Source organism: Dactylosporangium sp. NPDC050688, from assembly GCF_040654515.1.
Classification (GTDB): domain Bacteria; phylum Actinomycetota; class Actinomycetes; order Mycobacteriales; family Micromonosporaceae; genus Dactylosporangium.
In genome coordinates this window covers 1-19,555 of record NZ_JBFAIC010000023.1, presented here as the reverse complement: position 1 = coordinate 19,555, position 19,555 = coordinate 1, and the positions used below count along the sequence as shown (strand labels likewise).

Here is a 19,555-nt window from a genome sequence, read left to right as displayed (position 1 = left end):
CCTCGCGCCCACCCTCCCGCCGTTCATGGGCGGCGAGCGCTGCGGGATACTCCGTTGCAGGACAGCGCGGTCCTCGACGAGCCGCGCACGCCCGGCTCCAAAACACCGCACGATCCAAAACAGCCAAGGAGCGCCGTCATGCCCATCGCCTCTCCCGATGTCTACGCCGAGATGCTCGACCGCGCCAAGGCCGGCGCGTTCGCCTACCCGGCGATCAACGTGTCGTCGTCGCAGACGCTGAACGCGGCACTGCGCGGCTTCGCCGATGCGGAGAGCGACGGCATCATCCAGGTGTCCACCGGCGGTGCCGAGTACCTCTCGGGCCCCACCGTCAAGGACATGGTCACTGGATCGGTCGCCTTCGCCGCGTTCGCCCGCGAGGTCGCCAAGAAGTACTCGATCAACGTCGCCCTCCACACCGACCACTGCCCCAAGAACAACCTCGACAAGTTCGTGCGGCCGCTGCTGGCCATCTCGGCCGAGCGCGTCGCCAAGGGCGAGGAGCCGCTGTTCCAGTCCCACATGTGGGACGGCTCGGCGGTGCCGCTGGGCGAGAACCTGCAGATCGCCGAGGAGCTGCTGGCCCTCACTTCCGCGGCCAAGGTCGTGCTGGAGATCGAGGTCGGCGTCGTCGGCGGCGAGGAGGACGGTGTCGTCGGCGCGATCGACGAGAAGCTGTACACCACCGTCGAGGACGGCCTGGCCATGGTCGACGCGCTCGGCCTCGGCGAGAAGGGCCGCTACATGGCCGCCCTGACCTTCGGCAACGTCCACGGCGTCTACAAGCCGGGCAACGTCAAGCTGCGCCCCGAGATCCTCAAGCAGATCCAGGACGCGGTCGGCGCCAAGTACGGCAAGGACAAGCCGCTGTCGCTGGTCTTCCACGGCGGCTCCGGCTCGCTGCTCGAGGAGATCCGCGCGGCCCTCGACTACGGCGTGGTGAAGATGAACATCGACACCGACACGCAGTACGCGTTCACCCGCCCCGTCGCGGCCCACATGTTCAGCAACTACGACGGCGTGCTGAAGGTCGACGGCGAGGTCGGCAACAAGAAGGCCTACGACCCGCGCGCCTGGGGCAAGGCGGCCGAGGCCGGCCTGTCCAAGCGCGTCGTGGAGGCCTGCGAGCACCTGCGCTCGACCGGCACCACGCTGTCCAAGTAGTTCTGCCGACGAAAAGGCCCGGCTCCCCGTCGCGGAGGCCGGGCCTTTTCGTGTCCGGGCCGGTCCTGCCGGCCGCCGCGGCTACGCGGTCAGGATCTCCGCGGCCTCGGCGACGTCGTCGGTGATGTGCAGCAGGTGCCGCAGGTCGCCGACCGGGGACGCGGCCAGCAGCGGCTCCAGCATGCCCCGGACCGGCAGCCGCTCGGTCCAGTGCTTGACGTCCAGGAAGACGAACGGGCCGCTCACGCCGTCGGTCGCGTAGAACGTCTTCGTCGCCGCCTGGAAGATCTCCTGCACGGTGCCCGCCATCCCCGGCGCGAACACGATCCCGCCACGGGACAGGCGCAGGATCGTGTCCTCGCGGATCGCGTTGGAGAAGTACTTCGCGATCTTCGCGGCGAACAGGTTCGCGGGCTCGTGGCCGTACAGCCACGTCGGGATCGCCAGGCCGCCGCGGCGCGCCCAGGTCACCGGGTCGACCGCCACCTGGTCCGCGGGGAGCACCGAGTCCGGCGTCGGCGGGACCGGCCGGCCGAACGCCGCGCGCACCTCCAGCGCCGCCCTCGTGTACGGATCGTGATCGCGGAAGTCGGGCGCCGCCGCCAGCCGGTCGATCGCCTCGGCAAGCGTGCTCAGCGGCTGGTCGGCCAGGAACGCGCCGAGGTTCGCCGCCTCCATCACGCCGGGGCCACCGCCGGTCACCACGAGCCGGTCCGCCCGGGCGACGCGCCACGCCAGCTCGGCGGCGGTGCGGAAGTCGGCCGCGCCCCGGGCCACCGCGTGACCGCCCATGATGCCGACCGCCGCGGCCGGCCCTCGCGCGGCGATCCAGCCGGTGGTCACGTTGGCCAGGGCGTTGTCGATCCCCGAGTCGTGCATCCGCTGCGCGATCGCCTCACGGATCTCCGGCGTGGCCCCGCCGTTGGACCGGAAGTGCTCGTACACCACCGTGTCGAACATCCCGGCGAACCCGTCGGACTCGAAGCCGGCGGCGAGGTCGGCCGGCACGTACAGCTGCGACGGGTGCGTCGGGTAGGGCACGCCGTCGAACTTGGGCACCACCACCGCCCGCCGCAGCAGCAGGTCGACGACCGGCTCGAGGGCGGCGAAGCGGCACCCGACGAACAGGGTGTCCTGTACATCCACGGCGGACAGGTCGACAGCGGACAGGTCGAGGCCCTGCACGACCTTGCTCGCCAGAGAGCCGTTCTCCAGGTGGAACAGCAGTTCCTCCGGCGACTCGATCTCTTCGGGCGAGTGGTCGTGCAGCGCTACCACGTCTGGCGGGGGCGGAGTGGGCACCCAGCCATCTTGCCAGCAGCTGAAAAGGGCGATGGCCCGACCATGAAGATCGGGCCACCGCGTAACCGGGTCCTGGGGAGGCTCCGGACTTCCCTTTCTAGTACCTGCCCGAACGGGACACACCCCCCGGTCGCGGGACGTACCCTCCACCGTTCAGCCACCCTGGTTGAATGGCTGTATGCAGAACCTGCTGCCACAGCCATCCCCGACGCTGCTTCCCGCCGAGCCCGAGGCCGCCGCGCAGCTCGCCGCCGCCGGCGCCGAGAAGGACGTCAAGGCCGTCGCCGCGGCGCACCCGGCGTTCAGTGCCGCCTGGGCCCGCCTGGCCGAGCTCGCGCTCGCCGACGGCGAGCCCGTGACCGCCTACGCCTACGCCCGCACCGGCTACCACCGCGGCCTGGACCAGCTGCGCCGCAACGGCTGGCGCGGCGCCGGCCCCGTGCCGTGGTCGCACGAGCCCAACCAGGGCTTCCTGCGGGCGCTGAACGCGCTCGGCCTGGCCGCGGGGCAGATCGGCGAGGCCGACGAGGCCGAGCGCTGCGCGCAGTTCCTCAACGACAGCGACCCGGCCGCCACCGCCGCCCTGCGGTAGTCACAGCCCTTCGGAGATGGCCGCGGCGACCTTCAACCAGGCGTCGCGGCTGGCGGCGGTGAGCGCCGAGTAGCGGATCGGCTCGCCCGAGTCGATGAACCGCTCGTAGGGCGTGAGCAGCACCGTCCTCGTCCGCGCCGCGAAGTGCCTGGTGATCGCGGGCACGTCGAGGTGGCGCCGGCTGGGTGGCATCGAGACCACGGTCACCGCCTGCCGCACCAGCCGCTGCCGGCCGTGCTGCTCGAGGTGGTCCAGCATCCGCGACGCCGTCTCGGCCGAGTCGTTGCGCGCCGACATGGTCACCACCAGCTGGTCCGTGGCGTCGATCGCGGCCTGCCAGTTCTCCGCGCGCACGTTGTTGCCGGTGTCGACCACGATCAGCTTGTAGAACCGGCTGACCACGTCGCGGATCTCCCCGAACGACTGCGCCGTGAGCATCTCACCGGCCGTGGCCGACTCGTCGCTGGCGAGCACGTCGAACATGCCCTCGCCCTGGGCGCGTACGTACTGCGACAGGTCGCCGACCCGCCCCTGCGCGCCCTGAAAGTGGTTGAGGTCCCGCAGCAGGTCACGCACCGTGCGGGTGTGGAAGTCCTGCTGCGCCCGCATCCCGAGGGTGCCCTGCGTCTCGTTGTTGTCCCAGGCCAGCACGTACCCGCCGCGCTTCTGCCCGAACGTCATCGCCAGCAGCAGCACCGCGACGGTCTTGCCCGCGCCGCCCTTCGGGTTGACCACGGTCACCTGCCGCAGCCCGCCGAAGTTGCGCCGCACGAGGTCGACGTCGTGCCGGTACTCCTGCTCGCGCCGCCCCGGCCCGAGCGACACCATGCCGAGCGTCCCCTTGGACAGGATGCCGCGCATGCCCCGCGCCGCGACCGGGTCGACGGGCCGCGCCTGCCTGCGCCGGGAGAACTCCTCCGCGGTCGGCGTGCTCCCGTCGGACCAGCTTGCCGCCGGCGGTGGCGCCTCGGTCGGCGGCCGGTGCTGCATCTGCGGCGCCGCGACCGGTGGAGCTGGCGGCCCGACCGGTGGCGCGGGATAGGAGGGCGGTGGCCCCGGCGGTGCGGCGGGTGGCGCCGGATAGGAGGCCGGCGGTGCCGGGTGGCCGGGCGCGGCGGGGTATCCGGGCGGCGCGGGGTATCCGGTCGGCGCCGGCGGAAACCCCGTCGGCGCCGGAGGTGGCGGAAGCTGCGGCTGCGGCGGCTGCGGCGGGTGGACGACCGGAGGCCGCGCCACCGGCACCCCGTTGGCCGGGGCGACCGGAACCGGCCCAGCCCCAGAGACGGGGACAGGGCCCGGACCGGACCCCGGGACAGGGCCTGGACCGGACCCCGGGACAGGGCCCGGACCGGACCCCGGGACAGGGCCCGGACCGGACCCCGGGACAGGGCCCGGACCGGACCCCGGGACAGGGCCCGCGCCCGAGACGGGGATGGGCCCGGCGCCCGAGACCGGGATCGGCGCCGAAGGGCCGGCGACCGGCGAGCGGACCGGCGCGCCCGAGACCGGCACGTGCGGGACCGGCTGGCCGTGCTGGATGCCGCCGCCGATCTGACCGCCGATCTGGCCGGCAATCTGACCGGCGGCCTGAGCATCGGACGCCCGTGGTGACTGCAGCCACGGCCCGGGAGGCCCGGGCTCGCCGTCGTCCTGCGGCGGCCCCGCCGGCAGGCCGGTTCCGGGCAGTCCCATCCGCCCCGGCGGCTGTGCCCACGGCGAGCCGATGTGCTCGACGACCCCGCCGGCCGCCGCCGGCTCCTCGTCGTCGAACAGGAACTCGTCGTCATCCTCGTCGTCGGGCCGCACCTGCCCCGCGATGATGGGTCGATCGGTGCGCCGCCCCGAGATGACCTCGTCCGGCGGCCAGAGCGCGTCGTTCACAGCTGTTCCTCTCCCGCAGTCTCCCACCGTATGCGAGTCCGCACCGTATGCGAAGGCGGCGGCGGGCGTCAGGGCACGTAGACGGCCCAGGCGGCGCGCTCCATCCACCAGGAGCGCTTGCGGGTGAGGACGCCCTCGGCGCCGTCGTCGACGAACGGCACGTCGACCCGGGGCGTGATGGCGACCGCGCGGCCCTGGGCGCGGCGGACCTCGATCTCGACGCGGGGGCGGCGGAAGAGCGAGCGGGCGGCCCGGGGCACCGCGACCGCCACGTCGAGCCGGCCGTCGCTCATGTCGGGGGAGAGCACCAGCGGCAGGCCGTCGACCGTCGCGTACCGCGACGCGTTGGCCACCACCGACATGAGCACCGGCTCGGTGCCGTCGGCGAGGACCGCGTCGTCGACCTCGACCCGGGCCAGATAGGTGCTGGCCGAGCCGCTTGCGTCGACCCCGCCGACCAGGACGCCGTCGAGGGTGACCGAGCCGCCGTCGTTGCGCAGCAGGTCGAGGCGGCGCACCTTGCCGCCGAGGACGGCCGCGGCGACGTCGGCCGGGGCGCGGGGCAGGCCGAGCCGGGTGACGAGGTCGGTGGAGTCGGGGCCCAGCGGCAGCACGCCGATCGGCGGCAGGTCCGGCAGGGTCCGGTCGTCGGGGATCTCCGCCTCGGATTCCGACCGTTTGCTGGGAGCCGGCGCGTACCTGCGGACCATGCGGCGCATGACGGCCCGCAGCTGCCCGTCGGCGGCCGTGGCGACGATGAGCCGCACATCGGGCAGGGCCTTGAGCGCGGCGTCGATCTCCGCGTCGGTGTGCGCGACAACCGTCTCGACCTGCGCACTTGCGGTGCGCAGCGCGTCACGGCAGGCAAGAATAGGGGTACGCGTGCCGCACGCGCCGTTATCGCAAGCACACGACGTGCCTTCGCCGAGCGCGAGCACCACCACGTCGACCACCGTTGTCAACCTGCCTTTCACGCGGTTGTTAGCCTGGCACTCTGGGCGACCCGTTAAGGCGCCCGACCCTTTGGAGAGGGCAACAGACGATGCCAGCGATCGTGCTCATCGGCGCTCAGTGGGGCGACGAGGGCAAGGGCAAGGTTACCGACATGATTGGCGGCGACGTCGACTACGTCGTGCGCTATTCCGGCGGCAACAACGCGGGTCACACCGTGGTGACGCCGGATGGGCAGAAATTCGCCCTGCACCTCATGCCGTCGGGGGCGCTGTGGCCCAATGCGGCCATCGTCATCGGCAACGGGGTCGTGATCGACCCGAAGGTGCTGCTGGTCGAGATCGACGGTCTCGCGGAGCGCGGCGTCGACGTGTCCCGCCTGATGATATCGGGTGACGCACACCTCATCATGCCACATCACCGGGCCCTGGACCGGGTCGTGGAGCGCTACCTCGGCTCGTCCCGGATCGGCACCACCGGCCGCGGCATCGGCCCCGCATATGGCGACAAGGTGGCCCGGATGGGCATCCGGGTCCAGGACCTGCTCGACCCGGGCATCCTGCGCAAGAAGCTCGAGATCGTGCTGCGCGAGCGCAACCAGGTTCTCTTCAAGGTGTACAACCGCAAGGAGATCGACGTCGACGCGGTGGTCGAGGAGTACCTCACCTACGCGGAGCGGCTCCGCCCGTACATCACCGACACCCGCCAGGTGCTCTGGAAGGGCCTGGAGGAGGGCCGCACGGTCCTGCTCGAGGGCGCCCAGGCGACCATGCTCGACATGGACCACGGCACGTATCCGTTCGTGACGTCGTCCAACCCGACCGCGGGCGGCGCCTGTGTCGGCGCGGGCGTGCCGCCGACCGCGATCACCCGGGTCATCGGCGTGACCAAGGCCTACACCACCCGGGTCGGCTCGGGGCCGTTCCCGACCGAGCTGTTCGACGACTTCGGCGTGCACCTGCGCAAGATCGGCCGGGAGTACGGCACGACGACCGGGCGCGAGCGGCGCACCGGCTGGTACGACGCGGTCGTCGCCCGGTACGCGACCCGCCTCAACGGCATCACCGACCTGGTCGTCACGAAGCTCGACGTGCTCTCCGGCCTGGAGACGGTGCCGCTCTGCGTCGCGTACGAGGTGGACGGCAAGCGCACCGACGAGATGCCGATGACGCAGACCGAGTTCCACCACGCGACCCCGGTCTACGAGGAGCTCCCCGGCTGGTGGGAGGACATCTCGAAGGCCCGCGAGTTCTCGGACCTGCCGGTCAACGCGCAGCGCTACATCGAGCGGATCGAGGAGCTCGCCGGCACCCGCGTGTCGATCGTCGGGGTAGGCCCCGGGCGTGAAGAGAACGTGGTGCGGCACAGCCTCATCTAGCAGGGCAGTACGATCTGTCGTCGTGCGCGTACTCCTGCTCGGCTCCGGCGGTCGTGAACACGCGATCGCCGCGGCCCTGGCCGCCGACCCGGCCGTGACCGACCTCATCTGCGCCCCGGGCAACCCGGGCACGGCCGCGATTGCGGTCAACGCCGAGGTCGACCCGCTCGACCCGGACGCGGTGGCCGGCCTCGCCGTGCAGCGCGCCGTCGACCTGGTCGTGGTCGGCCCGGAGGCGCCGCTGGTGGCGGGGGTCGCCGACGCGGTCCGTGCCAAGGGCATCGCCTGCTTCGGCCCGTCGAAGGCGGCGGCGCAGCTGGAGGGCTCGAAGGCGTTCGCGAAGGACGTGATGCGGGCGGCGGGCGTGCCCACCGCCCGCTCGTTCGTCTGCACCTCCGCCGGCGAGCTGGCGGCCGCGCTGGACACGTTCGGCCCGCCCTACGTGGTGAAGGACGACGGCCTGGCCGCCGGCAAGGGCGTCGTCGTCACCGGCAGCCGCGACGAGGCCCTCGCGCACGGCGCCGCCTGCGAGCGGGTCGTCGTCGAGGAGTACCTCGCCGGGCCCGAGGTGTCGCTGTTCGTCGTCACCGACGGCACCGCGGCCGTGCCGCTGCAGCCGGCCCAGGACTTCAAGCGCATCGGCGACGGCGACACCGGCCCCAACACCGGCGGCATGGGCGCCTACTCGCCGCTGCCCTGGGCCCCGGCGGGCCTGGTCGAGGAGGTCATGGCGAGCATCGTGCAGCCGACCCTCGCCGAGATGCGGCACCGCGGCACGCCGTTCTCCGGTGTGCTCTACGTCGGCTTGGCGCTGACCGCCCAGGGGCCGAAGGTCATCGAGTACAACTGCCGCTTCGGCGACCCGGAGACCCAGGTCGTCCTCGCCCGGCTGGAGACGCCGCTGGCCGGGGTCCTGCACGCCGCCGCGGTCGGTCAGCTGGCCGAGGACCCGCCGCTGGCGTGGCGGCCAGGCTCGGCCGTGTGCGTGGTCATGGCCAGCGCCGGCTACCCGGAGTCGGCCCGCAAGGGCGACGTCATCACCGGCGCCGACGGCGTCCCCGGCGTCATCCACGCGGGCACGGCCCGCCGCGCCGACGGCGCCCTCGTCACCGCCGGCGGCCGGGTGCTGACCTGCACCGCGACCGGCGACACCCTGGCCGAGGCCCGCGCGACCGCCTACCGTCTCGTCGACGGCGTCACCTTCGACGGCGCGCAGCACCGCAGCGACATCGCGCTCGCCGCGGAAAAGGGCACTATCACGATCCCGTAGGCAACCCTGCGTGCGCCAGCCTCCGTTCTCCTGGTGAACCCGAATGGGGAGGGAGCACGGATGCCCACCGAGCAGGCATACCGCGAATACGTCGCGGGCAACCTGGACCGCCTGCGGCGTACCGCCTATCTGCTATGCGGCGACTGGCACCTGGCCGATGACCTCACGTCCACCGTGCTGGTGAAGCTGCTGCGGCACTGGAAACGCGCGTCGCAGATGAACCATCTCGACGCGTACGCGCGGCGCATGCTCATGTCCGCGTGGCTCGACGAGCGCCGCCGGCCGTGGCGGCGCGAGTCGTCCACCGACCGCCTGCCGGACCGGCCGGCGAGCGGCAAGGACAGCGACCAGCGGCTCGACGTGCTCGCCCTCCTCGCCGGACTGCCTCCGCGCCGCCGGGCCGTGCTGGTCCTGCGGTACTTCTGCGACCTGTCCGTCGAGGAGACCGCGCAGGCGCTCGGCTGCAGCGAGGGCACTGTCAAGAGCCAGGCCGCCCGCGCGCTGGAGTCGCTGCGGGCCGGCCTCCAGGAGGGAGAACCGCTGTGGACCTGACCTATGCCATGCGCGCCGCCACGCAGGACCCGCCGGTCACGAGCATCGACGTCGACCAGCTCATCGCCGGCGAGCGCCGCCGCTCCCGCCGCCTGCGGGCCGCGGCCGGGGCCCTGACGGTCGCGGTCCTCGCCACGGGGGTCGCGCTGCCTTGGTACCTGTCGCAACAGCCGACGGATCACAGCCCCGGGCTCGCCCCGCCGTCGGTGGCAGCCGGCGCGACCCGTTCGCCGGCGGCGTGCGTCGTGCCATCGCCCACGGTGACCGCGCTGTCCGGCAACGCCGGCAAGGAGCCCGAGCTACGACCGCTGGTGCCCGTCACCGAGCCCTGCGGTAGCGCGATCGCCCGCCTCAGCGACGAGCTCACCGCGCTGCTGCCGCGCCTCGTGCCGGGCGCCATGTTCACCAACGCCCGGGACGGCAGTCCGCTGCCCGCCCTCGTGCAGAAGGAAGGGGGCCCGCAGGTCGGGTACACCGCCGGGTTCAACCTCCAGGGCGGGGTGATGTCGGTGCGGGTCGAGGCCACCACGGAGACCCCCGAGCAGTTCCGGGTGTTCGCCCAGGAGCAGTGCGCGCAGCCCGGAGGCCATTGCCGGTCGGCCGCGCTCGGCGGCGCCGAGCTGCTGATCCGCAGCGACGTCACGGGCGGCTACGGCATCGACGTATGGGCGGTGCGCCCTGATGGCACCCTGCTGCTGGCCCTGACCCGTGCGACGCCGCCCGGCGGGCCGACCCCGCTCACCGAGCAGCAGCTCATCGACCTGGTCATGACGCCGGCGTTGACGCTATACCCCTGACCGCCGACGCTGTCAGTCGCCGAGAAGACGTCGGCGCACGACCTTGCCGGTGGCGTTGCGCGGCAGCGCGGCGACGAAGTACACGTCCCGGGGCACGGAGAACCGGGCCAGCCGGTGCCGGACGTACTCGCGGACCGCGTCGGGGTCGACGTACTCGCCGTCGTGCAGGGCGATCCACGCCGCCAGCCGCTGCCCCCACTCCTCGTCCGGCACCCCGGCCACCGCGACCTCACGCACCTGCGGTAGCTCGGCGATCACGTCCTCGACGGAGGCCGGGTACACGTTCTCGCCGCCGGAGATGACCATGTCGTCCTCCCGGCCGTCGACGAACAGCAGGCCGTCGGCGGACAGGTGGCCGAGGTCGCCGGTGCCCAGCAGGTCGCCGTGCGACTCGCGGCCGGTGCCGTTGGTGTAGCCCTCGAAGAGCATGTCGTTGCCGACGAAGATCCGGCCGATGACGCCGTTCGGCAGCTCGGTGCCGTTGTCGGACAGGATCGCGACCCGGGTGCCGTGCGGCGGGCGGCCCGCGGTCCCGGGCGCGGCCCGCAGCTCGTCCGGGGTCGCGATCGACGCCCAGGACGCCTCGGTGGAGCCGTACAGGTTGTACAGCACCGGCCCGTACACCTCCATGAACCGCGACGCGAGAGGGCCGGTGAGCGCCGAGCCGGACGTCGCCACGACCCGCAGCGTCGGCATCGGCGCGGGCGCCTCCAGCAGCCGTTGCAGCATCACCGGCACGGCGAACAGCGAGGTGCAGCCGGTGGCGCGGACGGCGTCCACCGTCGACTGGGGGCTGAATCGGCGGGCGACGACGATCGTGCCCCGCAGCGCCAGGCACAGCTGCAGGGCGGCGAGGCCCCACGTGTGGAACAGGGGCGCGGCGACGAACATGCGCTCGCCGGCGTACAGCGGGATCCGCGACACGACGGAGGCGAGCGGCCCCAGGCTCGACGGGTTGCGCCGCCGCGCGCCCTTGGGGGCGCCGGTCGTGCCGGACGTGAGCACGACCACCGACCCGGCGTCGGCCGGTGGTCGCAGCTCCGCCGACGGGGCCCGGTGGATCAGCCCGCCGGTCTTCGACATCGCCAGCCGCGGCAGGTTCGGCGGCACCGCGGCGAGCAGGCCGAGCAGGTCGTCGTCGTGCACCAGCAGGGTCAGCGACTGGTCGTGGGCGACCGCCTCGAGCTGCGTGTTGCCCAGGCCGGTGTTGACGAGCACGGCCTGGGCGCCGAGGGCGATCAGCGCGAGCATGGCCTCGACCATGCCTGCGGAGTTGTTGCACAGCAGGCCGACCCGGTCGCCGGCGCGGACCCCGTGCTCGGCCCGCAGGGCGTTGGCGAGGCGGCGGACCCGCAGGTCGAGCTGGGCGTAGGTGAGTTGGCGGTCCTCATCGATCACGGCCACCCGGTCGGGGTCGCGGGCGGCCGTGGAGCGCATCTCGCCGTAGAGGCCGAAGCCCCAGCGGCGCAGCGCGTTGAGTTGGCGGACGATCCGCGCGGGGCTGCCGGGGTTGAGCAGTTTCCGGCTTGCCATCGTGCGCAGGATGAAGGGCGTGTCCATGGCTCCTTCAAAACGGCACCGGCCCCTCGGCGGGGGGCCGGTGCCGTCGGTCAGCGGATGTAGGTGCCGGAGATTGCGCGGGAGACGACGAGGCGCTGGATCTCGCTGGTGCCCTCGAAGATCGTGTAGATCTTGGCGTCGCGGTACCACCGCTCGACGGGGTGTTCGCGCAGGTAGCCGGCGCCGCCCAGGATCTGCACGGCCTTCTCGGTCACCGCGACGGCGACCTCGCCGGCCTTGAGCTTGCTCATGGAGCCCTCGCCGGCCTCGAACGGGCGGTTGTTGCGCCCCATCCAGGCGGCCCGCCACACCAGCAGGCGCGCGGCGTCGATCTCCATGCGCATGTCGGCCAGCGCGAACGCGATGGCCTGGTTCTCGATGATCGGCCGGCCGAACTGCACCCGGCCCTTCGCGTAGTCCAGCGCGTACTCGTACGCGGCGCGGGCCACGCCGAGCGCCTGGGCCCCGACCGCCGGCCGGGACAGCTCGAACGTGCGCATCGCGGCCTGCCCCTGCGCCCGGCGTCCCTCGCGGGCCCGGGCCAGCCGCGCGTCGAGGGCCTCCTTGCCGCCGAGCAGGCACCGGCCGGGCACCCGCACGTCGTCGAGGAACACGTCGGCGGTGTGGGAGGCGCGCAGACCGAGCTTCTTGAGCTTCTTGCTGCCGTTGAGTCCAGGTGTACCGGGTGGCACGACGAACGCCGCCTGGCCGCGCGAGCCCAGTTCCGGCTCGACGCTGGCGGTCACCACGTGCACGTTGGCGATGCCGCCGTTGGTCGCGTACGCCTTCTGCCCGCTGATGACCCACTCGTCGGTGGCCTCGTCGTACCGGGCGCGGGTCTTCATCGACCCGACGTCGGAGCCGGCCTCGGGCTCGGTGGTGCAGAACGCAGCGACCTTGGGGTCGGCGGCGTCGCCGAAGCACTGCGGGACCCATTCGAGCATCTGGTCGGGCGTGCCGGAGGCGTAGATCGCGGCGACCGCGAGGCTGGTGCCGAAGATCGCCATGCCGATGCCGGCGTCGCCCCAGAACAGCTCCTCGCTGGACAGGCACAGCGACAGGCCGGTCGGGTCGCCCCAGGTGTTGGCGAGGAACTCGAACCCGTAGAGGCCGATCTTCGCCGCCTCCTGGATCACCGGCCAGGGGGTCTCCTCGCGGGCGTCCCATTCCGCGGCGGCCGGGCGCACGACGTCGGCGGCGAAGCCGTGCACCCAGTCGCGGAGGTCCCGCTGTTCCTCGTTCAGATCGAGCGAGAACTCGGGCATGGCGCGTTACGCCTTCGGGATGTCGAACAGGTTCGCGATGTTGGCGGCCAGGCCCAGGTCGCCCTTGGCCTTGAGCTTGCCGGTCATGAACATCATCATGGGGTTGCCGGCGCCGGAGACGACCTTGAGGAAGTCGACCGGGCCGACGGTGATCGCGAGCTTCGGCTCCTGGTCGGGGCTCGGCGAGAGCACGCAGGTGCCGTTGGCGATGACCAGCTCATAGGTGTCGGCGCCGCCGTCGGGCGCGCCGGTGATCGTCCAGTGGATGATCGCGTTGGTGGAGCCGGCGCGGTCGGCGCGGAACAGCTCCGGGAAGCGGGAGAAGATCGTGTCCAGGATCGCCTTGCGCTGCGGGCCCGCCATGAGCTCGCCGAGCTGCGCGTCGGACGCGCCCTTCACGAGCTGCGCGAACTGCTTCGGGTCGACGTTGTTGAAGTCGCCCAGTGCGTCGAGGTCGGCCATGTCGGTGTGCCCTTCGTGGTCATGGAAATAAGCTACTGATGCGTAACCTTACGCACGAGTAGGTAAGGTGACAAGGTGCTGAAACGACTTCCGCGGGTCGTGCGCGAGCAGCAGATGCTCGACGCCGCCGTACACGTCTTCTCCAAGCGTGGCTTCCACGCCGCGTCGATGGACGAGATCGCGGAAGTCGCCGGCATCTCCAAGCCGATGGTCTACGCGTATCTCGGCACGAAGGACGAGTTGTTCATCGCGTGCCTGCACCGGGAGGCCACCAGGCTCATGGAGGCGGTGGCGGCCGGGGTGCGGCCCGCCGCCAGGCCCGACGAGCAGCTGTGGCACGGCCTGCGGGCGTTCTTCACCTTCGTCGGCGCGCACCGCGACGGCTGGCGGGTCCTCTACCGGCAGGCCCGCAGCGAGCCGCACTTCGCCGGCGAGCTCGCCGGCATGCGGGCCAGGATCGTCGAGGTCGTCGCCGGGCTGCTGGAGAGCGCCGCCACCGCGGCGGAGGTGCCCGGCCGCCCCGGCGACTTCACCGCGATGGCCTACGCCTACGTCGGCGCCGCCGAGTCCCTCGCCGACTGGCTCGCCGACCACGAGGAGGAGGACCCCGACCACACCGCGACGCGGATGATGAACTTCGTCTGGGTCGGGGCCGACTCGCTGCTGCAGGGCCGTGTCTGGCGGGCTTAGCTGCCCCGGTTGAGCTGGTCCACGTATTCGCCGGTCGGCATGAGGCCACCGGTGTGCACCATGGTCAGCACCGCCAACACGACCACGACGGCGGCCAGGACGGCCGACTGGATCATGGTCCGGTGCCGCTGCGGCGCGTAGGCCAGCGCCGTGGCCGCGGCCGCACCGGCGACGAGACCGCCGAGGTGCCCGGTGATCGAGATGCCCGGCACGCTGAACGTGATGATCAGGTTCAGCACGAGCACCGGCACGATCCCGGCGACGCTGCGACCCATCTTGCGCAGCAGGATGATCAGCGCCGAGAACAGCCCGAAGATCGCGCCCGACGCGCCGGCGGTCTGGCTCAGCGGGTTGGCGAACAGATAGGTGGCGACGCTGCCGCCGAACCCGGCCACCAGGTAGAGCGCGGCGAAGCGGGCCCGGCCCAGCATCGCCTCCAGCGGCCGGCCGAGCACCCACAGCGCCCACATGTTCATCAGCAGGTGGAACACGCCGTAGTGCAGAAACATCGAGGTGAAGAGGCGGTAGTACTGGCCGTCGATCAGCCCGCCGGAGACGATCTCCGCCTCGGTCGGGCTCACCGGCCGCGAGTTGTACGTGACCAGCGAGCCCCACTCGTGCAGTGGCGTCCCGCCGCCCAGCAGCCCGCCGAGCCCGCCGCCGGCGATCGACCCGGCGCTGCCGGAGCTGATCACCCCGGCGATGAACACCAGCACGTTGACGACGATCAGCGTGATCGTCACGGCACCGGCGGCGCCTTCACGGCCGCCGCCGAACGCGGTCCGGACAGAACGCTGCGTCCTGGCACCCTCGCGCACGCACTCCGGACACTGGAAGCCGACCGACGCCTCATTCATGCAATTCGGGCAGATCGGCCGGTCGCAGCGGGTGCACCGGACATACGTCTCGCGGTCAGGGTGCCGGTAGCAGCGGGGGACCACGTTCGCCGGCGGCTGAGTCATGCTGACAAGATTAGCCAGCCGTCATTCATGAGACCCGTTCGATGTCCACCCGCTCGATGACGATGTCCTGGCGGGGGCGGTCCATCTGGCCCGTGGGCGTGCCGCCGATCTGCTGCACGACCTTCTTCGAGTCGTCGTCGACGACCTCGCCGAAGATGGTGTGCTTGCCGTTGAGGTGCGGCGTCGGGCCGAGCGTGATGAAGAACTGCGAGCCGTTGGTGCCCTGGCCGAAGCGGATGCCCGCGTTGGCCATGGCCAGCAGGAACGGCCGGTTGAAGTGCAGCTCCGGGTGGATCTCGTCGTTGAAGTTGTAGCCCGGACCGCCGGTGCCGGTGCCCGTCGGGTCACCACCCTGGATCATGAAGCCGTCGATCACGCGGTGGAAGATGACGCCGTTGTAGTACGGGCCCTTGCCCGGCTCGCCCGTGCGCGGGTCGGTGTATTCCTTGCTGCCCTCGGCGAGCTCCACGAAGTTACGAACCGTCTTCGGGGCGTGGTTGGGGAACAGCTCCAGCCGGATGGCGCCGACGTTGGTGTGCAGCGTCGCGAACAGTTGCTCGGCCACCAGTTCTCCCTTTCTTTGGTGACATTCCGTCATCACCGTATCGGACGCTGATTCTGGCGGATCCGGGTGTGCGGGCCGCCGGTTCGCGGCAGGATGACCAGCAGCGGACCGGTTCGGAAAGTCCTGCCTGGGTAAACCCTGCAGGACGAGGTTTCGCGGCCATGGAGGTGGAGCAAGTGTTTGGACGTCGTGAGGTGAAGACGCACCGCCGGCTCATGCAGGAGGAGCTCGGCGAAAGCCTGGGCCACCTGCGGCTGGCCGCGGCGCACGCCGCCGATGGCGCCTCGGGTGCGCTGGCACCCCGTGTCGAGACGGCCCGCAAGGCGGTCAAGCCGGGCCTCGCCAAGGCCGGCGGCACGGCGGGGACGATCGTCGTCATCGCGCGGGACCGTTCGCGCCAGGCGAGCAAGCAGGCCGAGAATATGGGGCGCAAGGGGAAAGCGAAGATGATGAAGAAGGAGAGCCGCAACAGCCGCCGCTGGCCGATGACCCTCGGCGGGCTGCTCATCGCGGGTGCGGCGGTCGGCGCGGCCACCGCCATGATGCGGCGCCGCCGGGCCGACCAGGCCTGGGACGAGTACGGCTCGACCCGCACGACCAGCGACACCGGCTCGATGCTCGAGTCGGCGAAGTCCACGATGGACGCCGGGGTCGACAAGGCCAAGACGATGGGCGAGGCGGCCAAGGACCGCGCCTCGGACCTGATCGGCAGCAAGACCACCAACACCGGCCCCTCGGGCAGCGGCGAGTACGACAAGCACCCGATGCCGCCGGCGGCGTCGAAGAACAGCCGCTCCTGACGCGCGGACGCGCGGACGGGCCCTCCCCAGCCACGGGGGACGGCCCGTCCGCGTTCTGTTCCTGCAGACTTTGTTCTTTGTTCTTGCAGGCTAAAGCCAGCCGGACCGGCGGAACGCGCGGTACAGCAGCGCCGACGCGACCACCATCAGCGTCATGACGCCCGGGTAGCCGAAGACCCACTTCGTCTCCGGCATGAAGTCGAAGTTCATCCCGTACACGCCGGCGACCGAGGTCCACACGGCGGCGATACCGGCCCACGCCGCGATCTTGCGCATGTCGTTGTTCTGGTCGACGCTGACCTGCGCAAGCCGCGCCTGCAGCACCGAGTTGATCACGTCGTCGAGGTACAGGACCTGCTCGACCGTGCGGATCAGGTGGTCGTTGACGTCCCGGAAGTAGCGGCGGATCTCCTCAGGCACCTCGGCGAGCTGGCCGTTGACCAGCCCGCCCAGCGGACGCTGCAGCGGCAGGACGGCCCGCTTGAACTCCATCAGTTCGCGCTTGAGCTGGTACACCCGCTGAATGCGATCGGTGGTGTCCTTGCCCTTGCCGCCCCTGGAAGGGCTGAACACCTGGTCCTCGATGATCGCGACGTCCTCCTCGATGGCCGTGACCACCTCCATCATCACGTCGACGACCGTGTCGGCCACCGCGTAGGCGACCGCCCACGGCCCTCTCGCCAGGACCTCCCGGCGCCGCTCGAGGTCCGTGCGCACCGGCGTCAGCCGGCACGCGTCGCCGTGGCGGACCGTGATGATGAAGTGCTCACCGATGAACATCAGCACGTCGCCGGTCTCCACGACCTCGCTGCTCTCGGTCAGCTCGGCGTGCTCGACGTACCGCGCGGTGCGCATCGTCACGAACGTCATGTCGCCGTACCGCTCGACCTTCGGCCGCTGCGAGGAGTTGACCGCGTCCTCCACCGCCAGCTCGTGCAGCCGGAACGTCTCGGCGATCGCGGCCATCTCCCGCCCGCCCGGCTCCTTCAACCCGACCCACACGAACGCGTTCCGGTGCTTGCGGGCCGCGTTGAGCGCCTCCGCGTAGTGCCACTGGCCGGGCTGGCGGACACCGTCGACGTACAGCGCACAGTCGACGATCGAACTGGTCGTGGACGGCGGCTCGACCGTCGCCGTGCTGGGCGCGGCCGGGCTCAGGATGCGCGACATCGCTCGTACCGGACGGGCCAATGCCCTGGAGAACGAGCCCGCGAGTTGCTCGTCGGTCATCGCGACCTCCCGCCGTGTCGTAGCTGGGGCAAAAAAGTAGGCACCGGGTGAGTCGACCGCAGGTGGGGGGTGGGGGCGCGGTCGACCCACCCGGTGCCGTTGGGGGGCGGGGGGTGATGTCTGCAGCGCGATTCAGCAAAGCGCGCCGGGCTGGATTTTGGGCCATCCGGAGCCGACTGCGGAACCCACCCCACCATCACGGTTTGGTGTCGCTTTTGCCGAAGCCCTTCCGGACCGCGTGCTTCAGCGCCTTCGGACCGTCTGCCGCAGCGCTTCGGGCCGTCTGCTTCAGCGATTGCAGACCGCTCGCTTCAGCGCTTCGGGCCGCCTGCTTCAGCCTTTGCGGACGGCTTCGATCGCGGCGGCGAGGCGGGACACGCCCTCGTCGACCTGGTCCGTCAGTACCGCCGAAAACGCCAGCCGCACCGAATGCTTCCCGCCTTCCAGCAGGAAGTCGCTGCCCTTGACCACGGCGACACCGAAGTCCCGCGCCGCCACCTTCTCCAGCTCGGTCGTGTCGACGTCCTCCGGCAGCTCCACCCACAGGAAGTAGCCGCCGTCGGGCTCCACGAACGTCGCGTCGGGCACGTGCTTGCGCAGCCCGTCCGCGAGCAGCCGGGCCCGCTCACCCAACGTCGCCGACACCTTCGCGATCGACCGCTCGATGTCGCCGTTCACGCAGAACTGGTGGGTGATCGCCTCGGCGACCATGCTCGGCGAGATGTACAGGTTGGTCGCCCGCTTCGCGATCGCCGCGATCGTGTCCTGCGGCCCGACCAGGTAACCGACCCGCAGCCCGGGTGCGATCGTCTTGGTGAACGAGCTCGCGTGCACGACCACCCCGGCCGTGTCCTGCGACAGCATCGTCGGCAGCTTCTCGCCCCGCCAGCGGATGTCCGCGTACGGGTCGTCCTCGAAGATCGTGAACCCGAACTCCTCGGCCAGCTGCACCAGTGCCTGCCTGCGCGCCTGCGACAGGGTGACACCGGCGGGGTTCTGGAAGTTGGGGATGATGTGCGCCAGCGTCGGGCGCACCCCCGACTCCAGCAGGCGGCGCAGCTCATCGATGTCGATGCCCTCGGCGTCGACCGTCACCTGGTGCACCTCGGCACCGAGGTTGCGCAGGTTGAGCAGGGTCCGGTCGTAGGTGGGCTTCTCCACCACCACCGCGTCACCCGGCTTCACCACGTGTTCGAAGAGCAACGCGTCGGCCTGCAGCGAGCCGTTGGTCACGATGACCTGGTCCGCGTCGACGCCGTGCTTGGCCGCGATCCACGAGCGCAGCGGAAGGTAGCCGACCGACGTGCCATACGCCGTGATGCCAGCCGGGTCGGCCTCGAAGGCCCGCACCGCAGCGGCCTTCAGCCCGTCGACGTCGATGATGTCCAGACTGGGTGCGCCACGGGCGAAAGAGATGAGCTGCATGGCGCCAGCCTACGAGAGCCGTGTCGCTCGGCTCAGCCGAGTTCCACCCGCTCCACCAGGTGGAAAAGGAAAATGTCATACCCTGGTGGCAGCATGCCGGGTATGACGATGCCGGTGATGACAGCGCAGCGCGTGCAGGGTCGGGCGGCCGACGAGTCCCTGGTCACGCCCCCGACGCCGGCCATTTCCCACCGCCGTGCCAGCCACCGCCTCGAGACGGTCCTGCGCAAGGCGTGCCCCTCGCAGTTCACCGTCCTGGCCGTCGGCCTCGGCGTCGACTGTGGCGATGGTCGCACCTATGTCCCCGACCTGATCGTGACCGGGACCGAGGCGATCGCCGGCTCCCTCGACGAGTCGCCCGACGACGACGGCGACGCGGTCCCCGCCGCCGACGTCCTGGCCGTCATCGAGGTCATGTCCCTGAGCAACCCACTGCCCGGCCTGGTCCTGCGCCGCCACGACTACGCCGCCGCGGGCATCCCGCAGTTCTGGATCTTCGACTCCCGCAGCCACACCCTGACGGTGCACACCGACCCGGCGGCCGGCCCGCACGCCGATGGCTACCTGACCACGGCGACAGTGCCCGCCGGCGCCACGTTCGCCACCGACCTGCCGTTTCCCGTGACCATCTCGCCCGGGCAGATCCGCTAACGCCGCCCGGCGTCGCGGCCTTCACCCTGTCGCGGGGGGGGGGGGGGGCGGCCGGGGG

The 19,555-nt window shown here is 71.5% G+C and carries 19 protein-coding genes; 9 read left to right on the top strand and 10 right to left on the bottom strand.

Annotated elements, in window-relative coordinates:
• Nucleotides 1–138 precede the first annotated feature (138 nt).
• On the top strand, nt 139–1,164 hold the full coding sequence (gene fbaA / locus AB0H83_RS22400) for a class II fructose-bisphosphate aldolase (protein ID WP_360097066.1): 1,026 nt from the start codon (nt 139–141) through the stop codon (nt 1,162–1,164).
• 81 nt (nt 1,165–1,245) lie between these two features.
• Here fbaA and AB0H83_RS22395 read toward each other — a convergent pair whose 3' ends face one another.
• Entirely contained in the window at nt 1,246–2,466 is a 1,221-nt protein-coding gene (locus AB0H83_RS22395; protein WP_360097063.1) for a hypothetical protein, read from the bottom strand.
• 178 nt (nt 2,467–2,644) lie between these two features.
• On the opposite strand from AB0H83_RS22395, the gene AB0H83_RS22390 reads away from it, so the two are divergent.
• Nucleotides 2,645–3,058, top strand: a complete 414-nt coding sequence (locus tag AB0H83_RS22390; protein ID WP_360097060.1) for a DUF3151 domain-containing protein — start codon at nt 2,645–2,647, stop codon at nt 3,056–3,058.
• Here AB0H83_RS22390 and AB0H83_RS22385 read toward each other — a convergent pair whose 3' ends face one another.
• Together AB0H83_RS22385 and AB0H83_RS22380 are read right to left on the bottom strand one after the other, a co-directional pair.
• Nucleotides 3,059–4,609, bottom strand: a complete 1,551-nt coding sequence (locus AB0H83_RS22385) for a chromosome partitioning protein (RefSeq protein ID WP_360097338.1) — start codon at nt 4,607–4,609, stop codon at nt 3,059–3,061.
• 398 nt (nt 4,610–5,007) lie between these two features.
• Entirely contained in the window at nt 5,008–5,892 is an 885-nt protein-coding gene (locus AB0H83_RS22380) for a diacylglycerol kinase family protein (protein ID WP_360097057.1), read from the bottom strand.
• A gap of 89 nt (nt 5,893–5,981) precedes the next feature.
• Here AB0H83_RS22380 and AB0H83_RS22375 point away from each other — a divergent pair, with 89 nt between their 5' ends.
• Genes AB0H83_RS22375 through AB0H83_RS22360 form a run of 4 tightly spaced genes read left to right on the top strand, consistent with a single transcriptional unit; the run spans nt 5,982 to nt 9,887 of the window.
• A complete protein-coding gene (locus AB0H83_RS22375) occupies nt 5,982–7,268 on the top strand; it encodes an adenylosuccinate synthase (protein ID WP_360097054.1) in 1,287 nt (428 codons plus the stop codon).
• Between the two features lie 22 nt (nt 7,269–7,290).
• Nucleotides 7,291–8,538 carry a phosphoribosylamine--glycine ligase gene (gene purD, locus AB0H83_RS22370; RefSeq protein ID WP_360097051.1) on the top strand — a complete coding sequence of 416 codons (1,248 nt, stop codon included), beginning with the start codon at nt 7,291–7,293 and terminating at the stop codon, nt 8,536–8,538.
• Nucleotides 8,539–8,598: 60 nt separating this feature from the next.
• The gene (locus AB0H83_RS22365) at nt 8,599–9,090 is read left to right on the top strand and encodes a SigE family RNA polymerase sigma factor (RefSeq protein WP_360097048.1); all 492 of its coding nucleotides are present in this window, start codon (nt 8,599–8,601) and stop codon (nt 9,088–9,090) included.
• Nucleotides 9,081–9,887 carry a hypothetical protein gene (locus tag AB0H83_RS22360; protein ID WP_360097045.1) on the top strand — a complete coding sequence of 269 codons (807 nt, stop codon included), beginning with the start codon at nt 9,081–9,083 and terminating at the stop codon, nt 9,885–9,887. Before AB0H83_RS22365 ends, AB0H83_RS22360 begins: the two co-directional genes overlap by 10 nt.
• Before the next feature lie 12 nt (nt 9,888–9,899).
• Here AB0H83_RS22360 and AB0H83_RS22355 read toward each other — a convergent pair whose 3' ends face one another.
• From AB0H83_RS22355 to AB0H83_RS22345, 3 genes are read right to left on the bottom strand one after another with little or no spacing between them, the layout of a single operon-like run.
• Nucleotides 9,900–11,447 (bottom strand): AMP-binding protein, encoded by a 1,548-nt coding sequence (locus AB0H83_RS22355; protein ID WP_360097042.1) that lies wholly within the window; start codon nt 11,445–11,447, stop codon nt 9,900–9,902.
• A 50-nt stretch (nt 11,448–11,497) separates the two neighbouring features.
• Entirely contained in the window at nt 11,498–12,712 is a 1,215-nt protein-coding gene (locus tag AB0H83_RS22350; protein ID WP_360097039.1) for an acyl-CoA dehydrogenase family protein, read from the bottom strand.
• Nucleotides 12,713–12,718: 6 nt separating this feature from the next.
• Entirely contained in the window at nt 12,719–13,174 is a 456-nt protein-coding gene (locus AB0H83_RS22345; protein WP_360097036.1) for an SCP2 sterol-binding domain-containing protein, read from the bottom strand.
• Between the two features lie 114 nt (nt 13,175–13,288).
• On the opposite strand from AB0H83_RS22345, the gene AB0H83_RS22340 reads away from it, so the two are divergent.
• Nucleotides 13,289–13,864 (top strand): TetR/AcrR family transcriptional regulator, encoded by a 576-nt coding sequence (locus AB0H83_RS22340; RefSeq protein WP_360097335.1) that lies wholly within the window; start codon nt 13,289–13,291, stop codon nt 13,862–13,864.
• Here the strand turns inward: AB0H83_RS22340 and AB0H83_RS22335 are convergent.
• Both AB0H83_RS22335 and AB0H83_RS22330 read right to left on the bottom strand, forming a co-directional pair.
• Nucleotides 13,861–14,826: a rhomboid family intramembrane serine protease gene (locus tag AB0H83_RS22335; protein ID WP_360097033.1), complete on the bottom strand. Its 966-nt coding sequence runs from the start codon at nt 14,824–14,826 to the stop codon at nt 13,861–13,863. The genes AB0H83_RS22340 and AB0H83_RS22335 overlap by 4 nt on opposite strands.
• Nucleotides 14,827–14,851: 25 nt before the next feature.
• On the bottom strand, nt 14,852–15,391 hold the full coding sequence (locus AB0H83_RS22330) for a peptidylprolyl isomerase (RefSeq protein WP_033367257.1): 540 nt from the start codon (nt 15,389–15,391) through the stop codon (nt 14,852–14,854).
• A gap of 176 nt (nt 15,392–15,567) precedes the next feature.
• Here AB0H83_RS22330 and AB0H83_RS22325 point away from each other — a divergent pair, with 176 nt between their 5' ends.
• Nucleotides 15,568–16,191, top strand: coding sequence for a hypothetical protein (locus tag AB0H83_RS22325; protein WP_360097030.1), 624 nt, complete (start codon nt 15,568–15,570; stop codon nt 16,189–16,191).
• A 90-nt stretch (nt 16,192–16,281) separates the two neighbouring features.
• Here AB0H83_RS22325 and corA read toward each other — a convergent pair whose 3' ends face one another.
• Both corA and AB0H83_RS22315 read right to left on the bottom strand, forming a co-directional pair.
• Entirely contained in the window at nt 16,282–17,421 is a 1,140-nt protein-coding gene (gene corA / locus AB0H83_RS22320; RefSeq protein WP_360097027.1) for a magnesium/cobalt transporter CorA, read from the bottom strand.
• A 333-nt stretch (nt 17,422–17,754) separates the two neighbouring features.
• Nucleotides 17,755–18,846, bottom strand: coding sequence for a PLP-dependent aminotransferase family protein (locus AB0H83_RS22315; protein ID WP_360097024.1), 1,092 nt, complete (start codon nt 18,844–18,846; stop codon nt 17,755–17,757).
• A 117-nt stretch (nt 18,847–18,963) separates the two neighbouring features.
• On the opposite strand from AB0H83_RS22315, the gene AB0H83_RS22310 reads away from it, so the two are divergent.
• A complete protein-coding gene (locus AB0H83_RS22310; protein WP_360097021.1) occupies nt 18,964–19,497 on the top strand; it encodes a Uma2 family endonuclease in 534 nt (177 codons plus the stop codon).
• The last annotated feature ends 58 nt before the right edge of the window (nt 19,498–19,555 follow it).